We start from the raw sequence: 19393 nt of genomic DNA, 5'->3' as shown, positions 1-19393 counted from the left end.
CGGCCCCGTCTTTAAACGCTTGATCGAGAAAATTTCGGTTTCCCACTAACATTTATCACATGGTCTCTTGCGCCGAAACCGACCAAAGAGGGCTATGACTAGCCCTCTTTGGTCGGTTTCGGCGCGGTGAGTTAAGCGATCACGGCAATTGAAAAGCCGAAAGTTTCTCCATTTCAAAAAGCAGTCTGGCTGCAAGCCAGTAAAAAGGGGGATTTGAAAGGTGTCTCCCCTTTCACGCCCGCCGCGTCAGCCAGATCCCATGATGTGGTCGTTGCTTCCACGCCAGTGACGAGATCGTATGCATTACGCTGAGATGTGAAATCACGCGCCGCAGGTGGCGTTCCATTTCGGTCAGCGGCATATCCGGATGAAGTTCCGGCGCATTAAACAGATTATTCTCGCTGCCCGGCCCGTCATAGAGCAGTCGTTGCTGGCAGCTTTGCAGTGCGATTTCGCAGGTCTGCAAATATTCCGTCGCCAGTTTTTCCGGCAACATATAATGTTCGCGTGCGAGGATTGTCATCGCGTTGATATGTTCGACCACAAACTGGCTGTGTGTCACCCATAACCGCATGTCTGCCAGATAATGCGAGTTAAAGCCGGGCTCCTGCATCGCCTGGTTTAAAGAAGTGAACAGCTTATTGTGCGCCTGATTGACCCGCATACGGGTATACGCCAGTTTTGCGGTGTCGGGGTTTTCCTCAAGCAGCAGACGGATAGCGTCCTGATACGTTTCCAGCGCCTGATGCGCGTTCTGGCGCAGCAAACCGCTTTGCCATTGCGGCCATAGCCAGAGGGTGCCACCGAAGGCCAGCGCACAGCCGAGCAGCGTATCGACCAGTCTTGGTATCAGAAAATGCACACCGTTCATCGCCAGTAGTTGCAGGGTATACACTGCCGTCACCGTCATGCCGACCATCGCCAGCCCGTAATTTTTGCGTAAAACCGTATAGGACAACAAGGTGATCAGCAGCATGCACAGCAGCGTGGTGCTTTCCGGTAGCGCCAGTTTTAACAATCCTGAAGCAATCAGCAAACCGGCCAGCGTACCGAGCGCACGGTGCTGGATCCTGACCCGCGTGGCGTTATAGCCGTTCTGGCTGACCAGCATGATAGTCAGCAAAATCCAGTACGGTTTGGGCAAATTGAAGAACAGCCCCAGGCTGCTGCCAATCGCTAAAATAATGCCCAGACGCGCGGCATTACGCAGGGCCACGGATTTGAAAGAAAGATAGCTTTTTAGCGCAGTCCAGAAGGGCAGACGTGGCTGGGTGCTCATCAGATCGCGCCGGTATAACGGGCGCTGGGTCCGCAGCAGGCGCGCAATGCGGCTGAAATGGTAATAACAAAACTGGCCAACCGGATTGTCCGGGTTACGCGCGGCGATTTTCTCCAGCGCAGCCAGCTCATTGGCCATGGTAAAGCGCTCAGATAAACGGTGATAAAGAATATCGCCGGCAATCACCCGAAGACGGGTGGAAATCACCTGCGCATTGCGGCGGATTACCGCTTCTGCATGGCTTTCCTCAACCAGTTTCTGTACTTCCTCCGGCTGATGCAGGCTGACGGTAATGTGCTCCTGCAAATCGAGAGCAACCTGAAAAAGCTGAAACAGTCGCTTATGGTGATGATGATGTCCGTGTTGTGGCAGCATGTGTAATTGCTGATAAAGCAGGGCAATCAGATCGATAACCTGCTGCTGACGGGTAAGTAATGGCGGCAACGCCGTCTCGGGATCGGTATGTTGCGTCAGCAGACTGTACTTGGCCTCGAAATAATCCGCGAGTTGCAGATAAAGCTGGCTGAGCGTTTCGCGCATAGGCTGTTCTTGCGAAATACGAAACCACACCCAGTTAAACACCCCGTACCAGGCTGTGCCTGCTGCGAACAGCACCGGTGCCTGCCACATCGGGCGCACACCGACCATACTCAGCGTGAAAATAGTGGCTACCAGCGCGCCGGGTAACAGGCGCGCATGTAACGGGCTGATTTCACCGGTAACGCCGAGCAATAACGCCAGCGATAGCATGATCAGCGGCAGCGGAACGTACCAGTTTTCCAGCATCAGTTGCAGCAGAATGCTGCTCACGGCAAACAGTGAACCGCCGACGATCAGACGTTTGAAAAAGCGTTTGTGCGGGGTATCCAGACCGGCGATGTTACAGCAGGCCGGGCAGAGGGAAAACAGCAGACCCATTTGCAAGTTGCCAAACAGCCAGCAAATGCCAACAGGCAGGCACAACACCAGCGTCTGGCGCAGCGCGTAATTCACTTCAGGATGGTAAAACAGTTTTCGCCATAACGTCATGGGTAAAGCTTAGCCCATAAAAAAGGCGCGACAGTATTCTGCCGCGCCAATTTTCGAGGGATTAACGTGTGCCGTAAACGACAATCGTTTTCCCGTGTGCGGAGATCAGGCTCTGATCTTCCAGCATTTTGAGGATTCGTCCGACTGTTTCACGTGAACAACCGACGATTTGGCCAATTTCCTGACGGGTAATCTTGATTTGCATCCCGTCCGGATGGGTCATTGCATCAGGCTGTTTAGCCAGGTTGAGCAACGTTTGAGCGATACGACCGGTTACGTCGAGGAAGGCAAGGTTGCCGACTTTCTCTGACGTCACTTGCAGACGGTTGGCCATCTGCGCGGAGAGACGCATCAGAATATCCGGGTTAACCTGAATCAGCTGGCGGAACTTTTTATACGAAATTTCAGCCACTTCACAGGCAGTTTTAGCACGTACCCAGGCACTACGTTCCTGACCTTCTTCGAAGAGTCCCAGCTCACCGATGAAGTCACCTTGGTTAAGGTAGGACAGTATCATTTCCTTGCCTTCTTCATCTTTAATCAGGACAGCAACTGACCCTTTCACGATGTAGTAAAGCGTTTCGGCTTTTTCACCCTGGTGAATCAGCGTACTTTTAGAAGGATACTTATGTATATGACAGTGAGACAGGAACCATTCAAGAGTCGGGTCTGTTTGTGGCTTGCCGAGAACCATTAGCTATTATCCTCTGTTGTTATCGCTGCCCAAAATCACAGGGCTCAGAGTTCCCTGTATGGCACTTCAAATCCAAAGCGCCCTTTCAGCATATAACTCCCCAGAAATGCTGCAAGCGGATGTCGGAGTGCAACAGCCTGTTTATTGCTGTTAACACCGTGGGTTCTGTTCTTAAACCGCAAAAACCGTCACCGCAATTTACTGGAAAGTATGTTTCGGCTTTGTTTGTAGCACAGGTTTGAGATGCTGTCTTCTGTTGTCTCGCTTCAGCATGATGGCGATCGGGTTACGTTGCCAGATTTTGGTCTAAAGGGTACTCTGAGAGCAGATTTCTAAAAGTTTATTCACCGGGAGAATAGTTCATGCACGCACGTGTCAAATGGGTTGAAGGGCTGACCTTTTTAGGTGAGTCAGCGTCGGGTCATCAGATTTCAATGGATGGTAACGCGGGCGATAAAGCCCCAAGCCCGATGGAAATGTTACTGATGTCCGCAGGCGGCTGCAGTGCAATTGACGTGGTATCTATTTTACAGAAAGGCCGTAATGACGTGCGTGATTGTGAAGTGAAGCTGACTTCACAACGCCGCGAAGAAGCGCCGCGTCTGTTCACGCATATCAATCTGCATTTTATCGTCACCGGTAAGGATCTGACCGATAAGATTGTTGAACGTGCGGTCAGCCTTTCTGCCGAAAAATACTGTTCAGTGTCTCTGATGTTGGGTAAAGCGGCCACCATCACCCACAGCTTTGAAGTGATTGCAGCGGAATAAAGTTTACTCGATTTTCTTACCTTCCATCAGGCGCTGCACCAGTGGCGCCATGATCAGCTCCATCGCCAGCCCCATTTTCCCACCTGGTACCACCAGCGTTTTGATGTGCGAGATAAATGACCCCTGCAACATTGCCAGCAGATAGGGGAAATCGATGTCGTCCAGTCCCTGGAAATGGATCACCACAAAGCTTTCATCCAGTGACGGAATGGCTTTTGCTGCGAACGGGTTTGAGGTGTCGATAGTCGGCACACGCTGGAAGTTGATGTGGGTGCGGGAAAACTGCGGCGTAATGTAGCTGATATAATCATCCATCGAACGCACGACGGAATCCATCACTGCTTCACGTGAATGGCCACGCTCCCCGGTATCGCGCACCAGTTTCTGGATCCACTCCAGGTTAACGATAGGCACAACGCCGACCAGCAAATCGACCTGGGCGGCGACATCAATTTTGTCTGTCACTACACCGCCGTGCAGGCCTTCATAGAATAAGATATCCGTTGGTTCCGGCAACGCCTGCCATGGCGTAAACGTGCCCGGCACCTGATTATAGGGAACCGCTTCGTCATAAGTATGCAAATACTTACGTGAACGGCCGGTGCCGGTTTTGCCATATTCGATAAAGCTTTTTTCCAGCAAACCAAAGTCATTGGCTTCCGGCCCGAAATAACTGATGTGGCGCCCGAGATCGCGTGCCTTACGGATCGCCGCATCCATTTCAGGACGGGTGAAATGGTGAAAACTGTCGCCTTCCAGCTCCGCAGCGCGTAAGCCAAGCTGTTGAAATATTTTACGAAACGCCACGCTGGTGGTCGTGGTGCCTGCACCGCTCGAACCGGTAACGGCAATAACAGGATGTTTGGCTGACATAAATGCTTTTCTCCAGAAAGGGGATACAGGCTGGCGTGACGCGGTCTTTTCTGTGGTTGAAAATGTAGTGCCGTGCTGCGCATAATTAAGCCTATTGTTACCATATTTATTCGCGAAGTGACAGGTTGTCACAACCTGCTTTCGAGCGGCTCTACCCGTCCTGCGGCACTTCTTCCTGCCCGGCGCGGAACTGACCGCGTGGCATAATATTCAGCGTTTCATGCAACTCTGACCATACCAGCACAATATCACCGCTTTTCAGCTGACGTTTCACGTCATCGACTTTTTGTTCCAGCGATCTTTCCTGCTCGCCGTAATCGGTGCCTTCGCGCAATACGAAGGATTCCACCACGCTGGTGAGCAGTTCAGGATCCAGTTCCTGCCAGGGAATAATCACTCTGTTTTTTCCTTAGTCTTATTTTCTAAATAGGGGGCGATCCAGGCCGGAATGCGTTGTTCCAGCCACATTTGGGGGTTACGTATGCTGCCGGACACAAAGCCGACATGTCCGCCATGTTCCGTTAACTGATATTCCACGCAATCCGGTAAATCTTCTGCTTTCGGGATGACGTCGGGTGTCATAAACGGATCGTCTTTGGCGTGGATAATCAGCAGGGGGGTTCTGACCTGTGCCAGTAACGGCAGACCGCTGCACCGGCGGTAATAATCCAGCGCGTCGGTAAATCCGTGCGCTTTTGAGGTAATAGCATCGTCAAATTCACGAAGACGACGCATGGCTTTCAGTTGCGCCAGCGTGACGGGCAATGTCCCAGGGTATTTTGCCAGCTTACGCGAGGCATTGCCTTTGAGCTGACCGAGCAGATAGTGCTGATAAATCCGTGATGAACCGCGTTCCAGCCGGTAAGCGCAAGGTTCCAGCATCAGCGGTGCGGAGACCACCACGGCGGCGCTCAACGTACAATTTTCGCCTTCCTGCCCGAGATAACACGTCAACATATTGCCGCCGAGTGACACACCTACCGCGCCGGTCGGGACTTCGCCATAGGTCTCATTGAGCCAGTGAATGAAAAAGCGGGCATCTTCGGTTTCACCGGAATGATAAATACGCAGCAGCTTATTAGGTTCACCGCCGCATCCGCGGAAATGCATGACCACACCAAGCCAGCCTTTGTCTTTCCACGCCTGCAATAAGCCGTGCGCATACGGGCTGTAAAAGCTGCCTTCCAGGCCGTGAAACAGGATCATGCGAGGTTTATGTCGCGCCTGTGCCGGATCTTCACTCCAGGCTAAATCCAGAAAATCGCCGTCCGGCGTATCCAGCCTTTGCCAGTGAGGTTTAAGTGTTGCATGCCGTCTTATCAGTCGCGGGAGTAGCGTCTGGATGTGCGGATTACTGGCCCCGCGTAAGGGGCGAAAGGTTTCAACCATAAGATGAATAAATTTCTCTTAAGAGGCTCTTGTGCGATCAATATCACGCTGTTAGCTTCAATGCTATCGCACATCTTTCGGGTCGGAGAACCCAAATTAAATGGAACCTGGTTTATTTTTATCGATGCTTGGATTTTTATGGGTCGCCGCCATTACCCCCGGCCCGAACAATATGTTACTCACCACGTCTGGCGCTAACTTTGGGTTCTTCCGTTCACTTTGGCTGATGGTCGGCATTATGCTTGGTATGCAAAGTATTTTGCTGCTGGTGGCCTTTGGTGTCGGCGGTCTCATCACGATTTATCCTGCGTTACACCTGTTTCTCAAAATCGCCGGTAGCCTGTATCTGCTGTGGCTGGCGTGGAAGATTGCAACGTCTGCCTATGAAAAACTGGAAACCGGTGCGCCGCCGCCAAAACCGATCCGTTTGTATCAGGGCTGGTTGCTGCAATTTCTTAATCCGAAAGCCTGGCTGATGGGACTGGGTGCGGTCGCGAGCTTCAGTCTGGCGGGCGCCGCCTATAATCCTTCGATTGCCGGTATCAGCCTTGGGATGTTCCTGGTGAACCTGGTATCGGGCATTATCTGGCTTGGCTTCGGCACGGTGATTGGTCGCCTGCTGCGCAGCAAGCGTGCGTGGTACACTTTTAACATTGCGATGGGTATTCTGACCGCCGCCTGTGTGCTGTTAATCTGGCATTAATTTACAGACCAAAAAGGAGCCATCACGGCTCCTTTCCCGTTTGTGAGCATACGATCAGCTGTCGATATCAAAAGTTTTAGACATTTCTTCCAGTTGTTCCTGGGCATCGAGCCAGGTCATTTCAGTCTCTTCCAGCGCACCTTTCACTTTGGTCTGCTGTTGCAGACACTCCGTGAGATCGGCCTTACGGCTGATGTCATAAATGGCGGAGTCGGCCAGACGGGCTTCAATTGCTGCCAGTTCGGTACCCAGTTTCTCCATCTGTGCTTCCAGCCTGGTGATTTGCTTGCGCAGTGGCTGAGTCTGGTTGCGGAAATCGGCTTCGCGACGTTTCTGATCTTTACGCGATTGCGCACTGTTAACGCCGCCGTCTTTAGCCGGTGCATCCTGCTGGCTTTCCTGACGCTGAATGTCCACCAGCCATTGCTGATAATCTTCCAGATCGCCGTCGAACTGTTCCACTTTGCCGCCGTGTACCAGATACAAATCGTCAGTAGTGGAACGCAATAAGTGGCGGTCATGCGACACGACAACCATCGCACCCTCAAAGTCGATCAGCGCTTCGGTCAGTGCCTGACGCATGTCGAGATCCAGGTGGTTGGTCGGTTCATCAAGCAGCAGCAGGTTAGGGCGCTGCCAGACAATCAGCGCCAGCACCAGGCGCGCTTTTTCACCGCCGGAGAACCGCCCGGTAGGATCCGTCACTTTATCGCCGTGGAAACCAAATCCGCCGAGATAATCGCGCAATTGCTGTTCGGTTTCTTTATTCGCCAGACGCACCAGATGTTGCAGCGGCGAATCTTCTGCGCGCAGGAACTCCAGCTGATGCTGAGCGAAATAACCGAGTTTGACGCCTTTCGCCAGCCCAATGTCCCCGTGAAGCGGCGGCATGGTTCCGGCCAGCAGTTTGATAAGCGTCGATTTACCTGCACCGTTACGGCCGAGTAAACCGATACGTGAACCCGGCACCAGATTCAGTTTGATCGACTCCAGAATCGTGGTGTCGCCATAACCGGCGCTGACCTTTTCCATCCGCAGCAGCGGATCGGGCAAGCTTTCCGGTGAGCGGAAGCTAAAATGAAAAGGATTGTCTACGTGCGCCGGGGCTATCAGCTCCATGCGCTCCAGCATTTTAATACGGCTCTGCGCCTGTTTGGCTTTGGTCGCCTGCGCCCGGAAACGATCGATATAACTTTGCAGATGCGCCACTTTTTCCTGCTGACTTTCAAACAAAGCCTGCTGTTGCGACAGTTTGGTCGCACGCTGGCGTTCGAAAGACGAGTAGTTACCGGTGTATTCGTTCAGCGTCTGCTGTTCGATATGCAGTATTTTATCGACAATAGGATCCAGAAAATCACGGTCATGAGAAATCAGCACCAGCGTGCCGGTGTAGCTTTTCAGCCACTTTTCAAGCCAGATCACCGCGTCTAAATCCAGGTGGTTGGTCGGTTCGTCAAGCAGCAGTAAATCGGAACGACAAATCAGCGCCTGCGCAAGGTTGAGACGCATGCGCCAACCGCCGGAGAAGGATTTGACCGGCTGCTGTAACTGATTCTGCGTAAATCCCAACCCGCTGAGCAGGCTCGCCGCACGCGCCGGAATGGTCCAGGCGTTAATTGCATCAAGTTTACCGTGCAGCGTGGCGATGGCGTGGCCGTCATCGCGGTCGTTGGCGTGCTGTAATTGTGCTTCCAGCTGACGGAATTCGCGGTCACCGTCGATAACATACTCTATTGCAGGCTCGTCCAGAGCCGGTGTTTCCTGATTGACCCAGGCCAGTGCCCAGTTGGACGGAAAAGTCAGGTTGCCTGCGTCGGCGCTCATTTCACCTTTAAGCAGTGAAATCAGGGTGGATTTACCGCAGCCATTTTTGCCCACCAGCCCGACTTTCTGGCCGGGATTGATGGTCGCAGACGCGTTGTCCAGCAGCACGTTAGTGCCGCGTCGGATTTGTAAGGAGGAGAAAACAATCATAAAGCGCCGTGTTGAGAGTATGTTAAATTGTCATGATAATGATTTAAACAAGACGTATCGCGTCCCATTTTGTCTTTGCGAAGCATGGTAACGGAAAAACCGCACCCTGACGACGCTTTGGAGGTATTGATGTCGCAGCCACCAAAGGTTTTGCTGCTTTACGCCCACCCGGAATCACCCGATTCAGTCGCCAACCGCGTTTTGTTACAGCAGGCACAGCAGCTTGAACATGTCACCGTGCATGATTTATACGCTCACTATCCTGATTTTTTTATTGATATCCACCGTGAACAACAGTTGCTGCGCGAACACAAAGTGATCGTCTTCCAGCACCCTCTTTATACTTATAGCTGCCCGGCATTATTGAAAGAATGGATGGATCGCGTGCTGGCGCGGGGGTTTGCCAGCGGTGCTGGCGGGAATGCACTTAACGGCAAATACTGGCGTTCGGTCGTCACCACCGGTGAGCCGGAAGGCGCATACCGTGCAGGCGGTTATAACCGCTATCCGATGTCCGACATTATGCGCCCGTTTGAACTGACTTCGGCGATGTGTCATATGCACTGGATGACGCCAATCATTATTTACTGGGCACGACGTCAGAAACCTGATGTGTTGCAAAGCCACGCTGAAGCCTACGGTGAATGGCTGCGATCCCCGTTACCGCACGGAGGGATCGTCTGATGGATGTTTCAAATATACCTACGGCAATCCTGCTGTTTTTATTCGCTGCGGTGGTCGCGGTGCCGCTGGCGCAACGTTTAGGTATCGGCGCGGTGCTCGGCTATTTGCTGGCTGGCATTGCCATCGGTCCGTGGGGCTTAGGTTTTATCCGTGACGTGGATGAAATCCTGCACTTCTCTGAACTGGGTGTGGTTTTCCTGATGTTTATCATCGGCCTGGAACTGAACCCCGGAAAATTATGGGCGCTGCGGCGGCAAATTTTTGGCGTTGGTGCCGGGCAGGTGATCCTGACCGCGCTGGTGCTCGGCGGCCTGTTGTATCTCACGAAGTTTTCCTGGCAGGCGGCGGTGATTGGCGGTATCGGGCTGGCGATGTCATCGACGGCGATGGCATTGCAACTGATGCGTGATAAAGGCATGACGCGTAATGAAGGCGGCCAGCTCGGTTTCGCCGTGCTGCTGTTCCAGGATATTGCGGTGATCCCGGCACTGGCCCTGATTCCGATTCTGGCTGGCAGCTCCGAAGGCAGCAATAACTGGGAAATGATTGGCCTGAAAGTCCTGGCGTTTGGTGGGATGCTGATCGGCGGACGCTATCTGCTGCGACCTATTTTCCGGCTGATTGTGGCCTCCGGCGTGCGGGAAGTGTTTACCGCCGCCGCGTTGCTGGTGGTGCTCGGTTCGGCATTGTTTATGGATACGCTGGGCTTTTCGATGGCGCTCGGGACATTTATCGCCGGGATTTTGCTGGCGGAAAGCGAATATCAGCACGAACTGGAAATCGCCATCGAGCCGTTTAAGGGTTTACTGCTCGGGCTGTTCTTTATTTCTGTCGGTATGGCGTTGAATCTGGGCGTGCTCTACACCCACATTTTACTGGTGCTGGCGGGTGTGATTATTCTGGTGGCTGTTAAAACCGGCGTGTTGTACGGGCTGTCCCGTATTTTTGGTTTACGTACTTCGGTCCGGCTGCAATTCTCTGCCGTTCTCAGTCAGGGCGGGGAATTTGCTTTCGTGCTGTTCTCAGCGGCGGGTGCGCAAAAAGTCATTTCTTCCTCGCAACTTTCGTTGTTGCTGGTGGTGGTGACGTTATCCATGATGACCACGCCGCTGCTGATGCAGTGGGTCGACCGGATTCTGGTGAAGCGTTATAACGACGGCGAAGAGAGCGATGAAAAACACTTTGTGCAGGATGACGAGCCGCAGGTGATTATTGTTGGCTTCGGGCGTTTCGGACAGGTGATCGGGCGTTTGCTGATGGCCAACAAAATGCGCATTACTGTGCTGGAGCGCGATATCAGCGCCGTCGGGCTGATGCGCACTTACGGCTACAAAGTGTATTACGGCGATGCGACCGAACTGGAACTCCTCAGGGCATCCGGTGCGGAAAAAGCAAAATCAATCGTTATTACCTCCAATGAACCGGAGGATACGATGGCGATCGTGCATTTATGCCAGCAACATTTTCCGCATCTGAATATTCTGGCGCGTGCCCGCGGACGTGTTGAAGCGCATGAGCTTTTGCAGGCGGGCGTCGTGAATTTTTCCCGCGAGACGTTTTCCAGTGCGCTGGAGTTAGGTAAGAAAGCGCTCGTGACGCTGGGCATGCATCCGCACAGTGCGTACCGTGCACAACAGCATTTTCGCCGTCTCGATATGCGTATGTTGCGCGAACTGGTGCCGCAAAACCGTGGCGATGTGGCACAAATTTCCCGTGTGAAAGAAGCCCGGCGCGAACTGGAAGATATCTTCCAGAGCGAAATGCATAACGAACGCCGCCAGCTTGATGGCTGGGACGATGATGAATAGTCCGGTAGCGAAAAAAATTCGGTTGTTGATCGAAAACTGACCGGACGCAATGTCGGCAATTTTTGGAGAAGTAATATGGCTATAACCCGTAAACGGTTCATCGCTGGCGCGGTGTGTCCGAAATGTAAGGCGATGGATACGCTGGCTTTATGGCAGGAAGATCAGGTGGAAGTGGTGGAGTGTGTGAAGTGCGGACACCATCAGCGTCAGACGGATGCGCAGGTCAGCAAAAAGCTCCGGCCGGAAGAGCAGGTGATTGGTATTTTCGATCCGAAGTAGCGTTATGGCTCGTGTTTTTTTATGCTGTTAGTACAGAGACGCGGATTTCCGCTACACTCTTCGCCAAATTTATCCGGTCGCGCTTTTCAGGATGATCTCATCGAAAAGTGGCCGTCACTGAATTAGCCTTAAGCGAAGTTGCGTGCGTTACGAAACGCCCGCAGACAACAAATTGAGTTTCCAACGGTAGGAGTTATCATGAAAGTAGCAAAAGACCTGGTCATCAGCGTGGCATATCAGGTTCGTACAGAAGACGGTGTGTTGGTTGATGAATCTCCGGTGAGCGCACCGTTGGATTACCTGCACGGCCATGGTTCCCTGATCTCCGGTCTGGAAACAGCGCTGGACGGCCATGCCATTGGTGACGTTTTTGACGTGCATGTTGGTGCGAACGATGCTTACGGCAACTACGACGAAAACCTGGTTCAGCGCGTGCCTAAAGACGTGTTCATGGGTGTTGATGAGCTGGAAGTCGGTATGCGTTTCCTGGCTGACACCGACCAGGGCCCGGTGCCTGTTGAAATCACTGAAGTTGACGGTGACCACGTTGTGGTTGACGGAAACCACATGCTGGCCGGTCAGGATCTGAACTTCCACGTTGAAGTTGTCGCTATCCGTGAAGCAACCGAAGAAGAACTGGCTCACGGCCACGTTCACGGCGAACACGGCCACGATCATGATCATGATCATGAACATGGTGAAGGTTGCTGCGGTGGTCACGGCCACGACCATGATCACGACCACGGTCATGATCACGGTAAGAAAGGTGGTTGCGGCGGAAACGGCGGTTGCGGTTGTCATTAATCGCGTTGCACGTTTAGCAGTTAAAGAAAAAGGCGCCCCGGGCGCCTTTTTGCTACGTTGAAATCAGCATCAATAATGCGGCGGAGGGGTTTCTTCCGACTGATCGGCAATCATTGATGGCTGACTGGCACGGAGTTTGTCGGTCAGCAGACGCAGGTGATCTTGCAGTCTGCTCATTTCCAGCTGATGTTGTGTGACAATCATGTTCAGCTCTTCAATGGTAATCTCCTGGAAAGCCAGCTTGTTTTCCAGCATCTCCAGACGTTGTTCAACGGTGTTTGAGTTCATCATCATTACCTCACTGTGTGGCCCACGTTGATCATGTTGAGCATTGACCGGAACCTCATCCTGTATTGTAGACCGGCGATTCTACCCGTAAAGCCACAGGATTACCTGACCTCCCTGACGCTTTATCCGTATATGCCGATCCTGTGACGAAACTTATTGATGCAAAAAAGGTCGGAATAAGACGCTAATGACGTGTATAGAGATTGTTTTGTCGTGAGACGGACAGTTATAGTAACCGCCGAACTTTCGTAATTATTACCAGAGGTCATACACTTCTGGTCTTGGAGAAATGGATGAAATCACTGTTTAAAGTAACTCTGCTGGCAACCACCATGGCGATCGCCCTGAATGCCACTCAGGTTATGGCTGCTGAAGCCACAGCACCGGCCGCTGCTGCAACTGCGCCAGCCGCCGCCCCTGCTGCAACTGCTCCGGCAGCAACAGACACGGCCAAATTCAAAAGTGATGACGAGCAGGCTGCCTATGCTCTGGGTGCATCTCTGGGTCGCTACATGGACAACTCCCTGAAAGAGCAAGAAAAGCTGGGCATCAAACTGGATAAAGACCAGTTGATCTCTGGCGTTCAGGATGCGTTTGCAAATAAAAGCAAACTGTCTGATCAGGAAATTGAGCAGACTCTGCAAACCTTCGAAGGTCGTGTGAAAGCATCCGCGCAGGCTAAGATGGAGCAGGATGCCAAAGCTAACGCTGACAAAGGCGACAAATTCCGTGCTGATTTCGCCAAAGAAAAAGGCGTGAAGAAGACTGAATCAGGTCTGCTGTATCAGGTTGAAAAACCAGGTACCGGCGCAGCACCTAAAGACAGCGATACCGTTGTTGTTAACTACAAAGGTACGCTGACGGACGGAACTGAGTTCGATAACTCTTACACCCGTGGTGAGCCGTTGTCCTTCCGTCTTGACGGTGTTATCCCTGGCTGGACCGAAGGCCTGAAGCACATCAAGAAAGGCGGCAAAATCAAGCTGGTCATCCCTCCGGCACTGGCTTACGGCAAAACTGGCGTTCCGGGGATCCCGGCTAACTCCACGTTGGTGTTCGACGTTGAACTGCTGGATGTGAAAGCCGCGCCTAAAGCTGATCCAAAAGCTGCAGAAAAACCTGCTGAAGCAGAAGCTGCACCAAAAGCAAACTAAGTCGTGCTGAGTTACTGCATAAAAACCGTCGCTTAACGCGGCGGTTTTTTTTTGGCATGTGACTTTTATTTGAACCAGCCCTTCTTTTTATTGCGGTTACTCTATGATGATAACTTGACGCTTTTGTCTCCCCGGCATAACGTCACAGATCCATATAATCGTCAGGCCGTTTATTCTGTATTTTTGATACAGTAACGCCCCTGAATTGATGAATAATGCGTCCTGACTCCCGTTGGAAGGCGCGATATAGAGGGTGGTAGCTTCAATGTCTAATTCGCTTATAACTGGCGAAACCGGCGAACTGGATTTGCTGGACCAACGTCCTTTCAGCCAGGTTGATCACGAGATTTTGTCTTCCTACGAGGCTGTGGTGGATGGGCTGGCAATGCTGATTGGTGAGCATTGCGAAATTGTTCTGCATTCTCTGGAAGACCTGAAATGTTCAGCGGTTCGGATTGCTAATGGTGAGCATACTGGTCGTAAAATCGGCTCGCCGATTACTGATCTGGCACTGCGCATGCTGCATGATATGACCGGTGCTGACAGTAATGTGTCCAAAGCCTATTTCACCCGTGCGAAAAGTGGCGTGCTGATGAAATCTGTCACCATTGCCATACGCAACCGTGAGCAGCGTGTGATTGGCCTGCTGTGCATTAACATGAATCTTGACGTACCTTTCTCGCAAATTATTCAGACGTTTATGCCGCCGGAGACGCAGGAAGTTGCCTCGTCCGTTAACTTCGCTTCATCCGTGGATGATCTGGTTGCCCAAACGCTGGAATTTACGATTGAAGAAGTCAATGCTGATCGTAATGTGTCGAACAATGCGAAAAACCGTCAGGTTGTACTGAATCTTTATGAAAAAGGTATTTTTGATATCAAAGATGCCATCAATCAGGTTGCTGATCGCCTCAACATTTCCAAGCATACGGTCTACCTGTATATCCGCCAGTTTAAAAGCGGTGAGCTGGTGGGGAACGAACGTTGAAACTGCGTTACTGCCTGCTGGTCACCGGCCCTGCATACGGCACTCAGCAAGCCAGCGCCGCGTACCAGTTTGCACTGGCGCTGATCTCCAGCGGCCATCACCTCGACAGCGTATTTTTTTATCGCGAAGGTGTGCTTAATGGTAATTTGCTTTCCGCGCCGGCCTCCGATGAATTCGATCTGGTCCGGGCCTGGCAGCGTATGGCCGCAGATTATCAGGTGGCGCTGAATGTGTGCGTGGCCGCCGCGTTGCGTCGCGGTGTGATAGATGAAACGGAAGCCCATAATCAGGGGCATGGGCAGACTAACTTACAACCAGGTTTTACCCTGACCGGGTTGGGCAGTCTGGCTGAAGCTTCGCTGACCTGTGATCGTCTGGTACAGTTCTGATGTGTGAATACAGGGAGCAAGAATGAAGAAGATAGCGTTTGTATTCACGCAGGGCCCACACGGAACGTCCGCAGGGCGGGAAGGGCTGGATGCTTTGCTGGCGACCTCAGCGCTGACTGAAAGCATCGGTGTGTTTTTCATGTCTGACGGTGTTTTCCAGTTAATGCCAGTGCAGCAACCGGAAAAAATTTTAGCGCGTAATTATATTGCCACGTTCGGCGTGTTATCTCTTTACGATGTTGATCAGTGTTTTGTTTGTGAAGAGTCTTTAAAGACGCGGGGCCTGTCTGCTGGTCATGAATGGGTTCTGAATGTTGAGACGTTACCCGTTGCTGAAATTCGCCAGCGGTTGGCTGATTATGATGTGGTCATGACGTTTTAAATCAGGAAATCCTATGCTTTTTACGCTTGCCAATTCCCCGCAACATTGTGATTTTGCATTGCTTATTAATATGATCACCCAAGACGATGCGCTTTTGCTGATGCAGGACGGTGTACTGGCCGCACTTGATGGCAGTGAGGCATGCAACCTGATGAGTCATCATGTGCAGTCTATTTATGTTTTAAGCGAAGATTTGGCGGCTCGCGGTTTGGTTGGTCAAATTTCACACAAAATCACGTTGATCGACTATACTGGTTTCGTCGCGCTGACTGAGAAACATGCCCAGCAAACAGCATGGTGAAACATCGATGTGCTGTATATTTCTTGACACCCTCTTAGGTCAGCCCTAAAATTCTGCGTCCCCATATTAGCTAATGCTTTTTATGGGGCGATTTATCACGCGTTTACAAAGTAGTTTATGAACCAAAATCCAGGAGCTTTTTAATGGCAACAATTAATCAGCTGGTACGCAAACCACGCTCTACGAAGGTTGCTAAAAGCAACGTTCCAGCGCTGGAAGCTTGCCCGCAGAAACGTGGCGTATGTACTCGTGTATATACTACCACTCCTAAAAAACCAAACTCCGCACTGCGTAAAGTCTGCCGTGTGCGTTTGACTAACGGTTTTGAAGTTACCTCCTACATCGGCGGTGAAGGTCATAACCTGCAGGAACACTCCGTGATCCTGATCCGTGGCGGTCGTGTAAAAGACTTGCCAGGTGTGCGTTATCACACCGTCCGTGGCGCACTGGACTGTTCAGGCGTTAAGGATCGTAAGCAATCTCGTTCTAAATACGGCGTTAAAAAGCCGAAGTCTTAATGGTTCTCCGTTAAGTAAGGCCAAACATTTTCACTTTACTGTCAAAATAAACTCTTAGAGTTTTGGACAATCCTGAATTAACAACGGAGTATTTCCATGCCACGTCGTCGCGTCATTGGTCAACGTAAAATCCTGCCAGATCCTAAGTTCGGATCCGAACTGCTGGCAAAATTCGTCAACATTCTGATGGTAGATGGTAAAAAATCTACTGCAGAAGCAATCGTCTACACTGCTCTTGAGACCCTGGCTCAACGTAGCGGTAAAGGCCACCTGGAAGCTTTCGAAGTCGCTCTGGACAACGTTCGTCCGACTGTCGAAGTTAAGTCCCGCCGCGTAGGTGGTTCAACTTATCAGGTTCCAGTTGAAGTCCGTCCGGTTCGTCGCAATGCTCTGGCAATGCGTTGGATCGTTGAAGCTGCTCGTAAACGCGGTGATAAATCCATGGCTCTCCGCCTGGCGAACGAACTTTCTGATGCTGCAGAGAACAAAGGTACTGCAGTTAAGAAACGTGAAGACGTTCACCGTATGGCTGAAGCCAACAAGGCGTTCGCCCACTACCGCTGGTAATCACTTCGCAGTAGTTATGCTAACCAAGCGGGCGCTTCAAGAAGCCAACCCGCTTGGGTTAACTGAACTTGAACGTCCTAGTTATAGAGGAATCAAATGGCTCGTAAAACACCCATTGAGCGCTACCGTAACATTGGTATCAGTGCTCACATCGACGCCGGTAAGACAACCACTACCGAACGTGTTCTGTTCTACACCGGTGTAAACCACAAAATCGGTGAAGTTCATGATGGCGCAGCCACCATGGACTGGATGGAGCAGGAGCAGGAACGTGGTATTACCATCACGTCCGCTGCGACTACCTGTTTCTGGTCAGGTATGGCTAAGCAGTTCGAACCACACCACATCAACATCATTGACACCCCAGGGCACGTTGACTTCACCATCGAAGTTGAACGTTCTATGCGTGTTCTTGATGGTGCGGTAATGGTTTACTGTGCTGTTGGTGGTGTTCAGCCACAGTCTGAGACCGTATGGCGTCAGGCAAACAAATATAAAGTTCCACGTATCGCGTTCGTTAACAAAATGGACCGTATGGGTGCTAACTTCCTGAAAGTTGTTGATCAGATTGAAAAACGTCTGGGCGCAACTCCGGTGCCTCTGCAACTGGCGATCGGCGCGGAAGAGAAATTCACCGGTGTTGTTGACCTGGTGAAGATGAAAGCAATCAACTGGAACGAAGCCGATCAGGGCGTGACCTTCGAATACGAAGAGATCCCAGCTGATATGCAAGAACTGGCTGAAGAATGGCGTCAGAAACTGGTTGAGTCCGCTGCTGAAGGCTCTGATGAGCTGATGGAGAAATTCTTTGGTGGCGAAGAGCTGACTGAAGAAGAGATCAAAGCTTCTCTGCGTAAGCGCGTTCTGAACAATGAAGTTATCTTGGTTACCTGTGGTTCTGCGTTTAAAAACAAAGGCGTACAGGCAATGCTGGATGCTGTTGTTGAGTATCTGCCTGCACCGACCGACGTTGAAGCTATCAACGGTTTGTTGGATGACGGTAAAGACACTCCGGCAGTTCGCCATTCTGACGATGCTGAGCCGTTCTCTGCTCTGGCGTTCAAAATCGCTACTGACCCATTCGTGGGTAACCTGACGTTCTTCCGTGTTTATTCCGGTCTTGTCAACTCAGGTGACACTGTATTTAACCCAGTGAAATCACAGCGTGAACGTTTGGGTCGTATCGTTCAGATGCACGCGAACAAGCGTGAAGAAATTAAAGAAGTTCGTGCAGGCGATATCGCTGCAGCGATCGGTCTGAAAGACGTGACTACCGGTGACACTCTGTGTGATCCAGATAATGTGATCATTCTGGAGCGTATGGAATTCCCTGAGCCGGTAATCTCCGTTGCGGTAGAACCAAAAACCAAAGCTGACCAGGAAAAAATGGGTCTGGCTCTGGGCCGTCTGGCGAAAGAAGACCCATCATTCCGCGTTTGGACTGATGAAGAGTCTGGTCAGACAATCATCGCAGGTATGGGTGAGCTTCACCTGGACATCCTGGTTGACCGTATGCGTCGTGAGTTTAACGTTGAAGCTAACGTCGGTAAGCCGCAGGTTGCTTATCGTGAAGCGATTCGCGCTAAAGTTACTGATGTTGAAGGTAAACACGCTAAGCAGTCTGGTGGTCGCGGTCAGTATGGTCACGTTGTGATCGACATGTATCCATTAGAACCTGGCACGAATCCGAAAGGATATGAGTTTGTCAACGAAATCAAAGGCGGTGTAATTCCTGGTGAATTCATCGGTGCGATTGACAAAGGCATCCAGGAACAGCTGAAATCAGGTCCGCTGGCCGGTTATCCGGTAGTAGATCTGGGCGTGCGTCTGCACTTCGGTTCTTACCATGACGTTGACTCCTCTGAGCTGGCGTTTAAACTGGCCGCTTCTATCGCCTTTAAAGATGGCTTTAAGAAAGCGAAACCAGTTCTGCTTGAGCCTATCATGAAGGTTGAAGTAGAAACTCCGGAAGAGAACACTGGTGACGTTATCGGTGACCTTAGCCGTCGTCGCGGTATGCTGAAAGGCCAAGAATCTAACGCTACTGGCGTTGTGATTCATGCTGAAGTTCCGCTTTCCGAAATGTTCGGTTATGCGACTCAGTTGCGTTCACTGACCAAAGGCCGTGCATCTTACTCCATGGAATTCCTGAAGTATGATGATGCGCCGAATAACGTGGCCCAGGCCGTTATTGAAGCTCGTGGCAAATAAGCCACTGGTTTAAACACAATGATCCCGTGCTCTCTCTTTGAAGGGAGAGCACAAGAGTAAGGAATATAGCCGTGTCTAAAGAAAAATTTGAACGTAACAAACCGCACGTTAACGTTGGTACTATCGGCCACGTTGACCACGGTAAAACTACCCTGACTGCAGCAATCACTACCGTTCTGGCTAAAACCTACGGCGGTTCTGCACGTGCATTCGACCAGATCGATAACGCACCAGAAGAAAAAGCTCGTGGTATCACCATCAACACTTCACACGTTGAATATGACACCCCGACTCGTCACTACGCGCACG

Annotated in this window: 22 protein-coding genes; 15 read left to right on the top strand and 7 right to left on the bottom strand. The window is 51.5% G+C overall.

Going from position 1 to position 19393, the window contains the following annotated elements; translation table 11 throughout:
* Nucleotides 1–232 precede the first annotated feature (232 nt).
* A complete protein-coding gene (locus ETV65_RS15760; RefSeq protein ID WP_129953772.1) occupies nt 233–2308 on the bottom strand; it encodes a YccS/YhfK family putative transporter in 2076 nt (691 codons plus the stop codon).
* A gap of 61 nt (nt 2309–2369) precedes the next feature.
* Nucleotides 2370–3002 (bottom strand): cAMP-activated global transcriptional regulator CRP, encoded by a 633-nt coding sequence (gene crp / locus ETV65_RS15755; protein WP_013573634.1) that lies wholly within the window; start codon nt 3000–3002, stop codon nt 2370–2372.
* 362 nt (nt 3003–3364) lie between these two features.
* On the opposite strand from crp, the gene ETV65_RS15750 reads away from it, so the two are divergent.
* Nucleotides 3365–3772, top strand: a complete 408-nt coding sequence (locus tag ETV65_RS15750; RefSeq protein WP_013573635.1) for an OsmC family protein — start codon at nt 3365–3367, stop codon at nt 3770–3772.
* Between the two features lie 3 nt (nt 3773–3775).
* Here ETV65_RS15750 and ETV65_RS15745 read toward each other — a convergent pair whose 3' ends face one another.
* The 3 genes from ETV65_RS15745 to ETV65_RS15735 form a co-directional block, all read right to left on the bottom strand.
* The gene (locus tag ETV65_RS15745) at nt 3776–4645 is read right to left on the bottom strand and encodes a phosphoribulokinase (protein WP_129953771.1); all 870 of its coding nucleotides are present in this window, start codon (nt 4643–4645) and stop codon (nt 3776–3778) included.
* Nucleotides 4646–4796: 151 nt separating this feature from the next.
* Nucleotides 4797–5042, bottom strand: a complete 246-nt coding sequence (locus ETV65_RS15740; RefSeq protein ID WP_129953770.1) for a YheU family protein — start codon at nt 5040–5042, stop codon at nt 4797–4799.
* Complete coding sequence (locus tag ETV65_RS15735; RefSeq protein WP_129953769.1) at nt 5039–6034, bottom strand: hydrolase; 996 nt, start codon at nt 6032–6034, stop codon at nt 5039–5041. Before ETV65_RS15735 ends, ETV65_RS15740 begins: the two co-directional genes overlap by 4 nt.
* Before the next feature lie 100 nt (nt 6035–6134).
* Here ETV65_RS15735 and ETV65_RS15730 point away from each other — a divergent pair, with 100 nt between their 5' ends.
* Nucleotides 6135–6737, top strand: coding sequence for a LysE family translocator (locus ETV65_RS15730; protein ID WP_129953768.1), 603 nt, complete (start codon nt 6135–6137; stop codon nt 6735–6737).
* 54 nt (nt 6738–6791) lie between these two features.
* On the opposite strand, the gene ETV65_RS15725 is transcribed toward ETV65_RS15730, so the two are convergent.
* Nucleotides 6792–8711, bottom strand: a complete 1920-nt coding sequence (locus ETV65_RS15725) for an ABC transporter ATP-binding protein (RefSeq protein WP_129953767.1) — start codon at nt 8709–8711, stop codon at nt 6792–6794.
* 129 nt (nt 8712–8840) lie between these two features.
* Here ETV65_RS15725 and kefG point away from each other — a divergent pair, with 129 nt between their 5' ends.
* The 4 genes from kefG (at nt 8841) to slyD (ending at nt 12286) form a co-directional block, all read left to right on the top strand.
* Nucleotides 8841–9395, top strand: coding sequence for a glutathione-regulated potassium-efflux system ancillary protein KefG (gene kefG, locus ETV65_RS15720; protein ID WP_129953766.1), 555 nt, complete (start codon nt 8841–8843; stop codon nt 9393–9395).
* Nucleotides 9395–11203 (top strand): glutathione-regulated potassium-efflux system protein KefB, encoded by a 1809-nt coding sequence (kefB, locus tag ETV65_RS15715; protein WP_129953765.1) that lies wholly within the window; start codon nt 9395–9397, stop codon nt 11201–11203. Before kefG ends, kefB begins: the two co-directional genes overlap by 1 nt.
* Nucleotides 11204–11278: 75 nt before the next feature.
* Nucleotides 11279–11482, top strand: a complete 204-nt coding sequence (locus ETV65_RS15710) for a YheV family putative zinc ribbon protein (RefSeq protein ID WP_129953764.1) — start codon at nt 11279–11281, stop codon at nt 11480–11482.
* A gap of 198 nt (nt 11483–11680) precedes the next feature.
* Nucleotides 11681–12286, top strand: coding sequence for a peptidylprolyl isomerase (slyD, locus tag ETV65_RS15705; RefSeq protein ID WP_129953763.1), 606 nt, complete (start codon nt 11681–11683; stop codon nt 12284–12286).
* 69 nt (nt 12287–12355) lie between these two features.
* Here the strand turns inward: slyD and ETV65_RS15700 are convergent, their stop codons facing one another.
* Nucleotides 12356–12574: a protein SlyX gene (locus ETV65_RS15700; protein WP_129954166.1), complete on the bottom strand. Its 219-nt coding sequence runs from the start codon at nt 12572–12574 to the stop codon at nt 12356–12358.
* A gap of 293 nt (nt 12575–12867) precedes the next feature.
* Here ETV65_RS15700 and fkpA point away from each other — a divergent pair, with 293 nt between their 5' ends.
* From fkpA to ETV65_RS15650, 9 genes are all read left to right on the top strand, one after another.
* A complete protein-coding gene (fkpA, locus tag ETV65_RS15695; protein ID WP_129953762.1) occupies nt 12868–13728 on the top strand; it encodes an FKBP-type peptidyl-prolyl cis-trans isomerase in 861 nt (286 codons plus the stop codon).
* 265 nt (nt 13729–13993) lie between these two features.
* A complete protein-coding gene (locus ETV65_RS15690) occupies nt 13994–14716 on the top strand; it encodes a transcriptional regulator (RefSeq protein WP_165383750.1) in 723 nt (240 codons plus the stop codon).
* Nucleotides 14713–15105 (top strand): sulfurtransferase complex subunit TusD, encoded by a 393-nt coding sequence (gene tusD, locus ETV65_RS15685; protein ID WP_129953760.1) that lies wholly within the window; start codon nt 14713–14715, stop codon nt 15103–15105. The genes ETV65_RS15690 and tusD overlap by 4 nt, the downstream gene beginning before the upstream one ends.
* Before the next feature lie 22 nt (nt 15106–15127).
* Nucleotides 15128–15487, top strand: coding sequence for a sulfurtransferase complex subunit TusC (tusC, locus tag ETV65_RS15680; RefSeq protein WP_129953759.1), 360 nt, complete (start codon nt 15128–15130; stop codon nt 15485–15487).
* Nucleotides 15488–15500: 13 nt separating this feature from the next.
* Complete coding sequence (tusB, locus tag ETV65_RS15675) at nt 15501–15788, top strand: sulfurtransferase complex subunit TusB (RefSeq protein WP_129953758.1); 288 nt, start codon at nt 15501–15503, stop codon at nt 15786–15788.
* Nucleotides 15789–15931: 143 nt separating this feature from the next.
* The gene (gene rpsL / locus ETV65_RS15670; protein WP_013573668.1) at nt 15932–16306 is read left to right on the top strand and encodes a 30S ribosomal protein S12; all 375 of its coding nucleotides are present in this window, start codon (nt 15932–15934) and stop codon (nt 16304–16306) included.
* A 96-nt stretch (nt 16307–16402) separates the two neighbouring features.
* Complete coding sequence (gene rpsG, locus ETV65_RS15665; protein ID WP_005969574.1) at nt 16403–16873, top strand: 30S ribosomal protein S7; 471 nt, start codon at nt 16403–16405, stop codon at nt 16871–16873.
* Nucleotides 16874–16969: 96 nt separating this feature from the next.
* On the top strand, nt 16970–19084 hold the full coding sequence (fusA, locus tag ETV65_RS15660; protein ID WP_129953757.1) for an elongation factor G: 2115 nt from the start codon (nt 16970–16972) through the stop codon (nt 19082–19084).
* Nucleotides 19085–19155: 71 nt separating this feature from the next.
* The coding region (locus ETV65_RS15650; protein WP_238485749.1) for a GTP-binding protein at nt 19156–19393 on the top strand (238 nt) is incomplete at its 3' end.

The organism is Rahnella sp. RFA10(1/100) (assembly GCF_004195115.1).
Classification (GTDB): domain Bacteria; phylum Pseudomonadota; class Gammaproteobacteria; order Enterobacterales; family Enterobacteriaceae; genus Rahnella; species Rahnella perminowiae.
The sequence above is the reverse complement of the archived record's forward strand: the minus strand, read 5'-3'. Positions and strand labels throughout refer to the sequence as shown.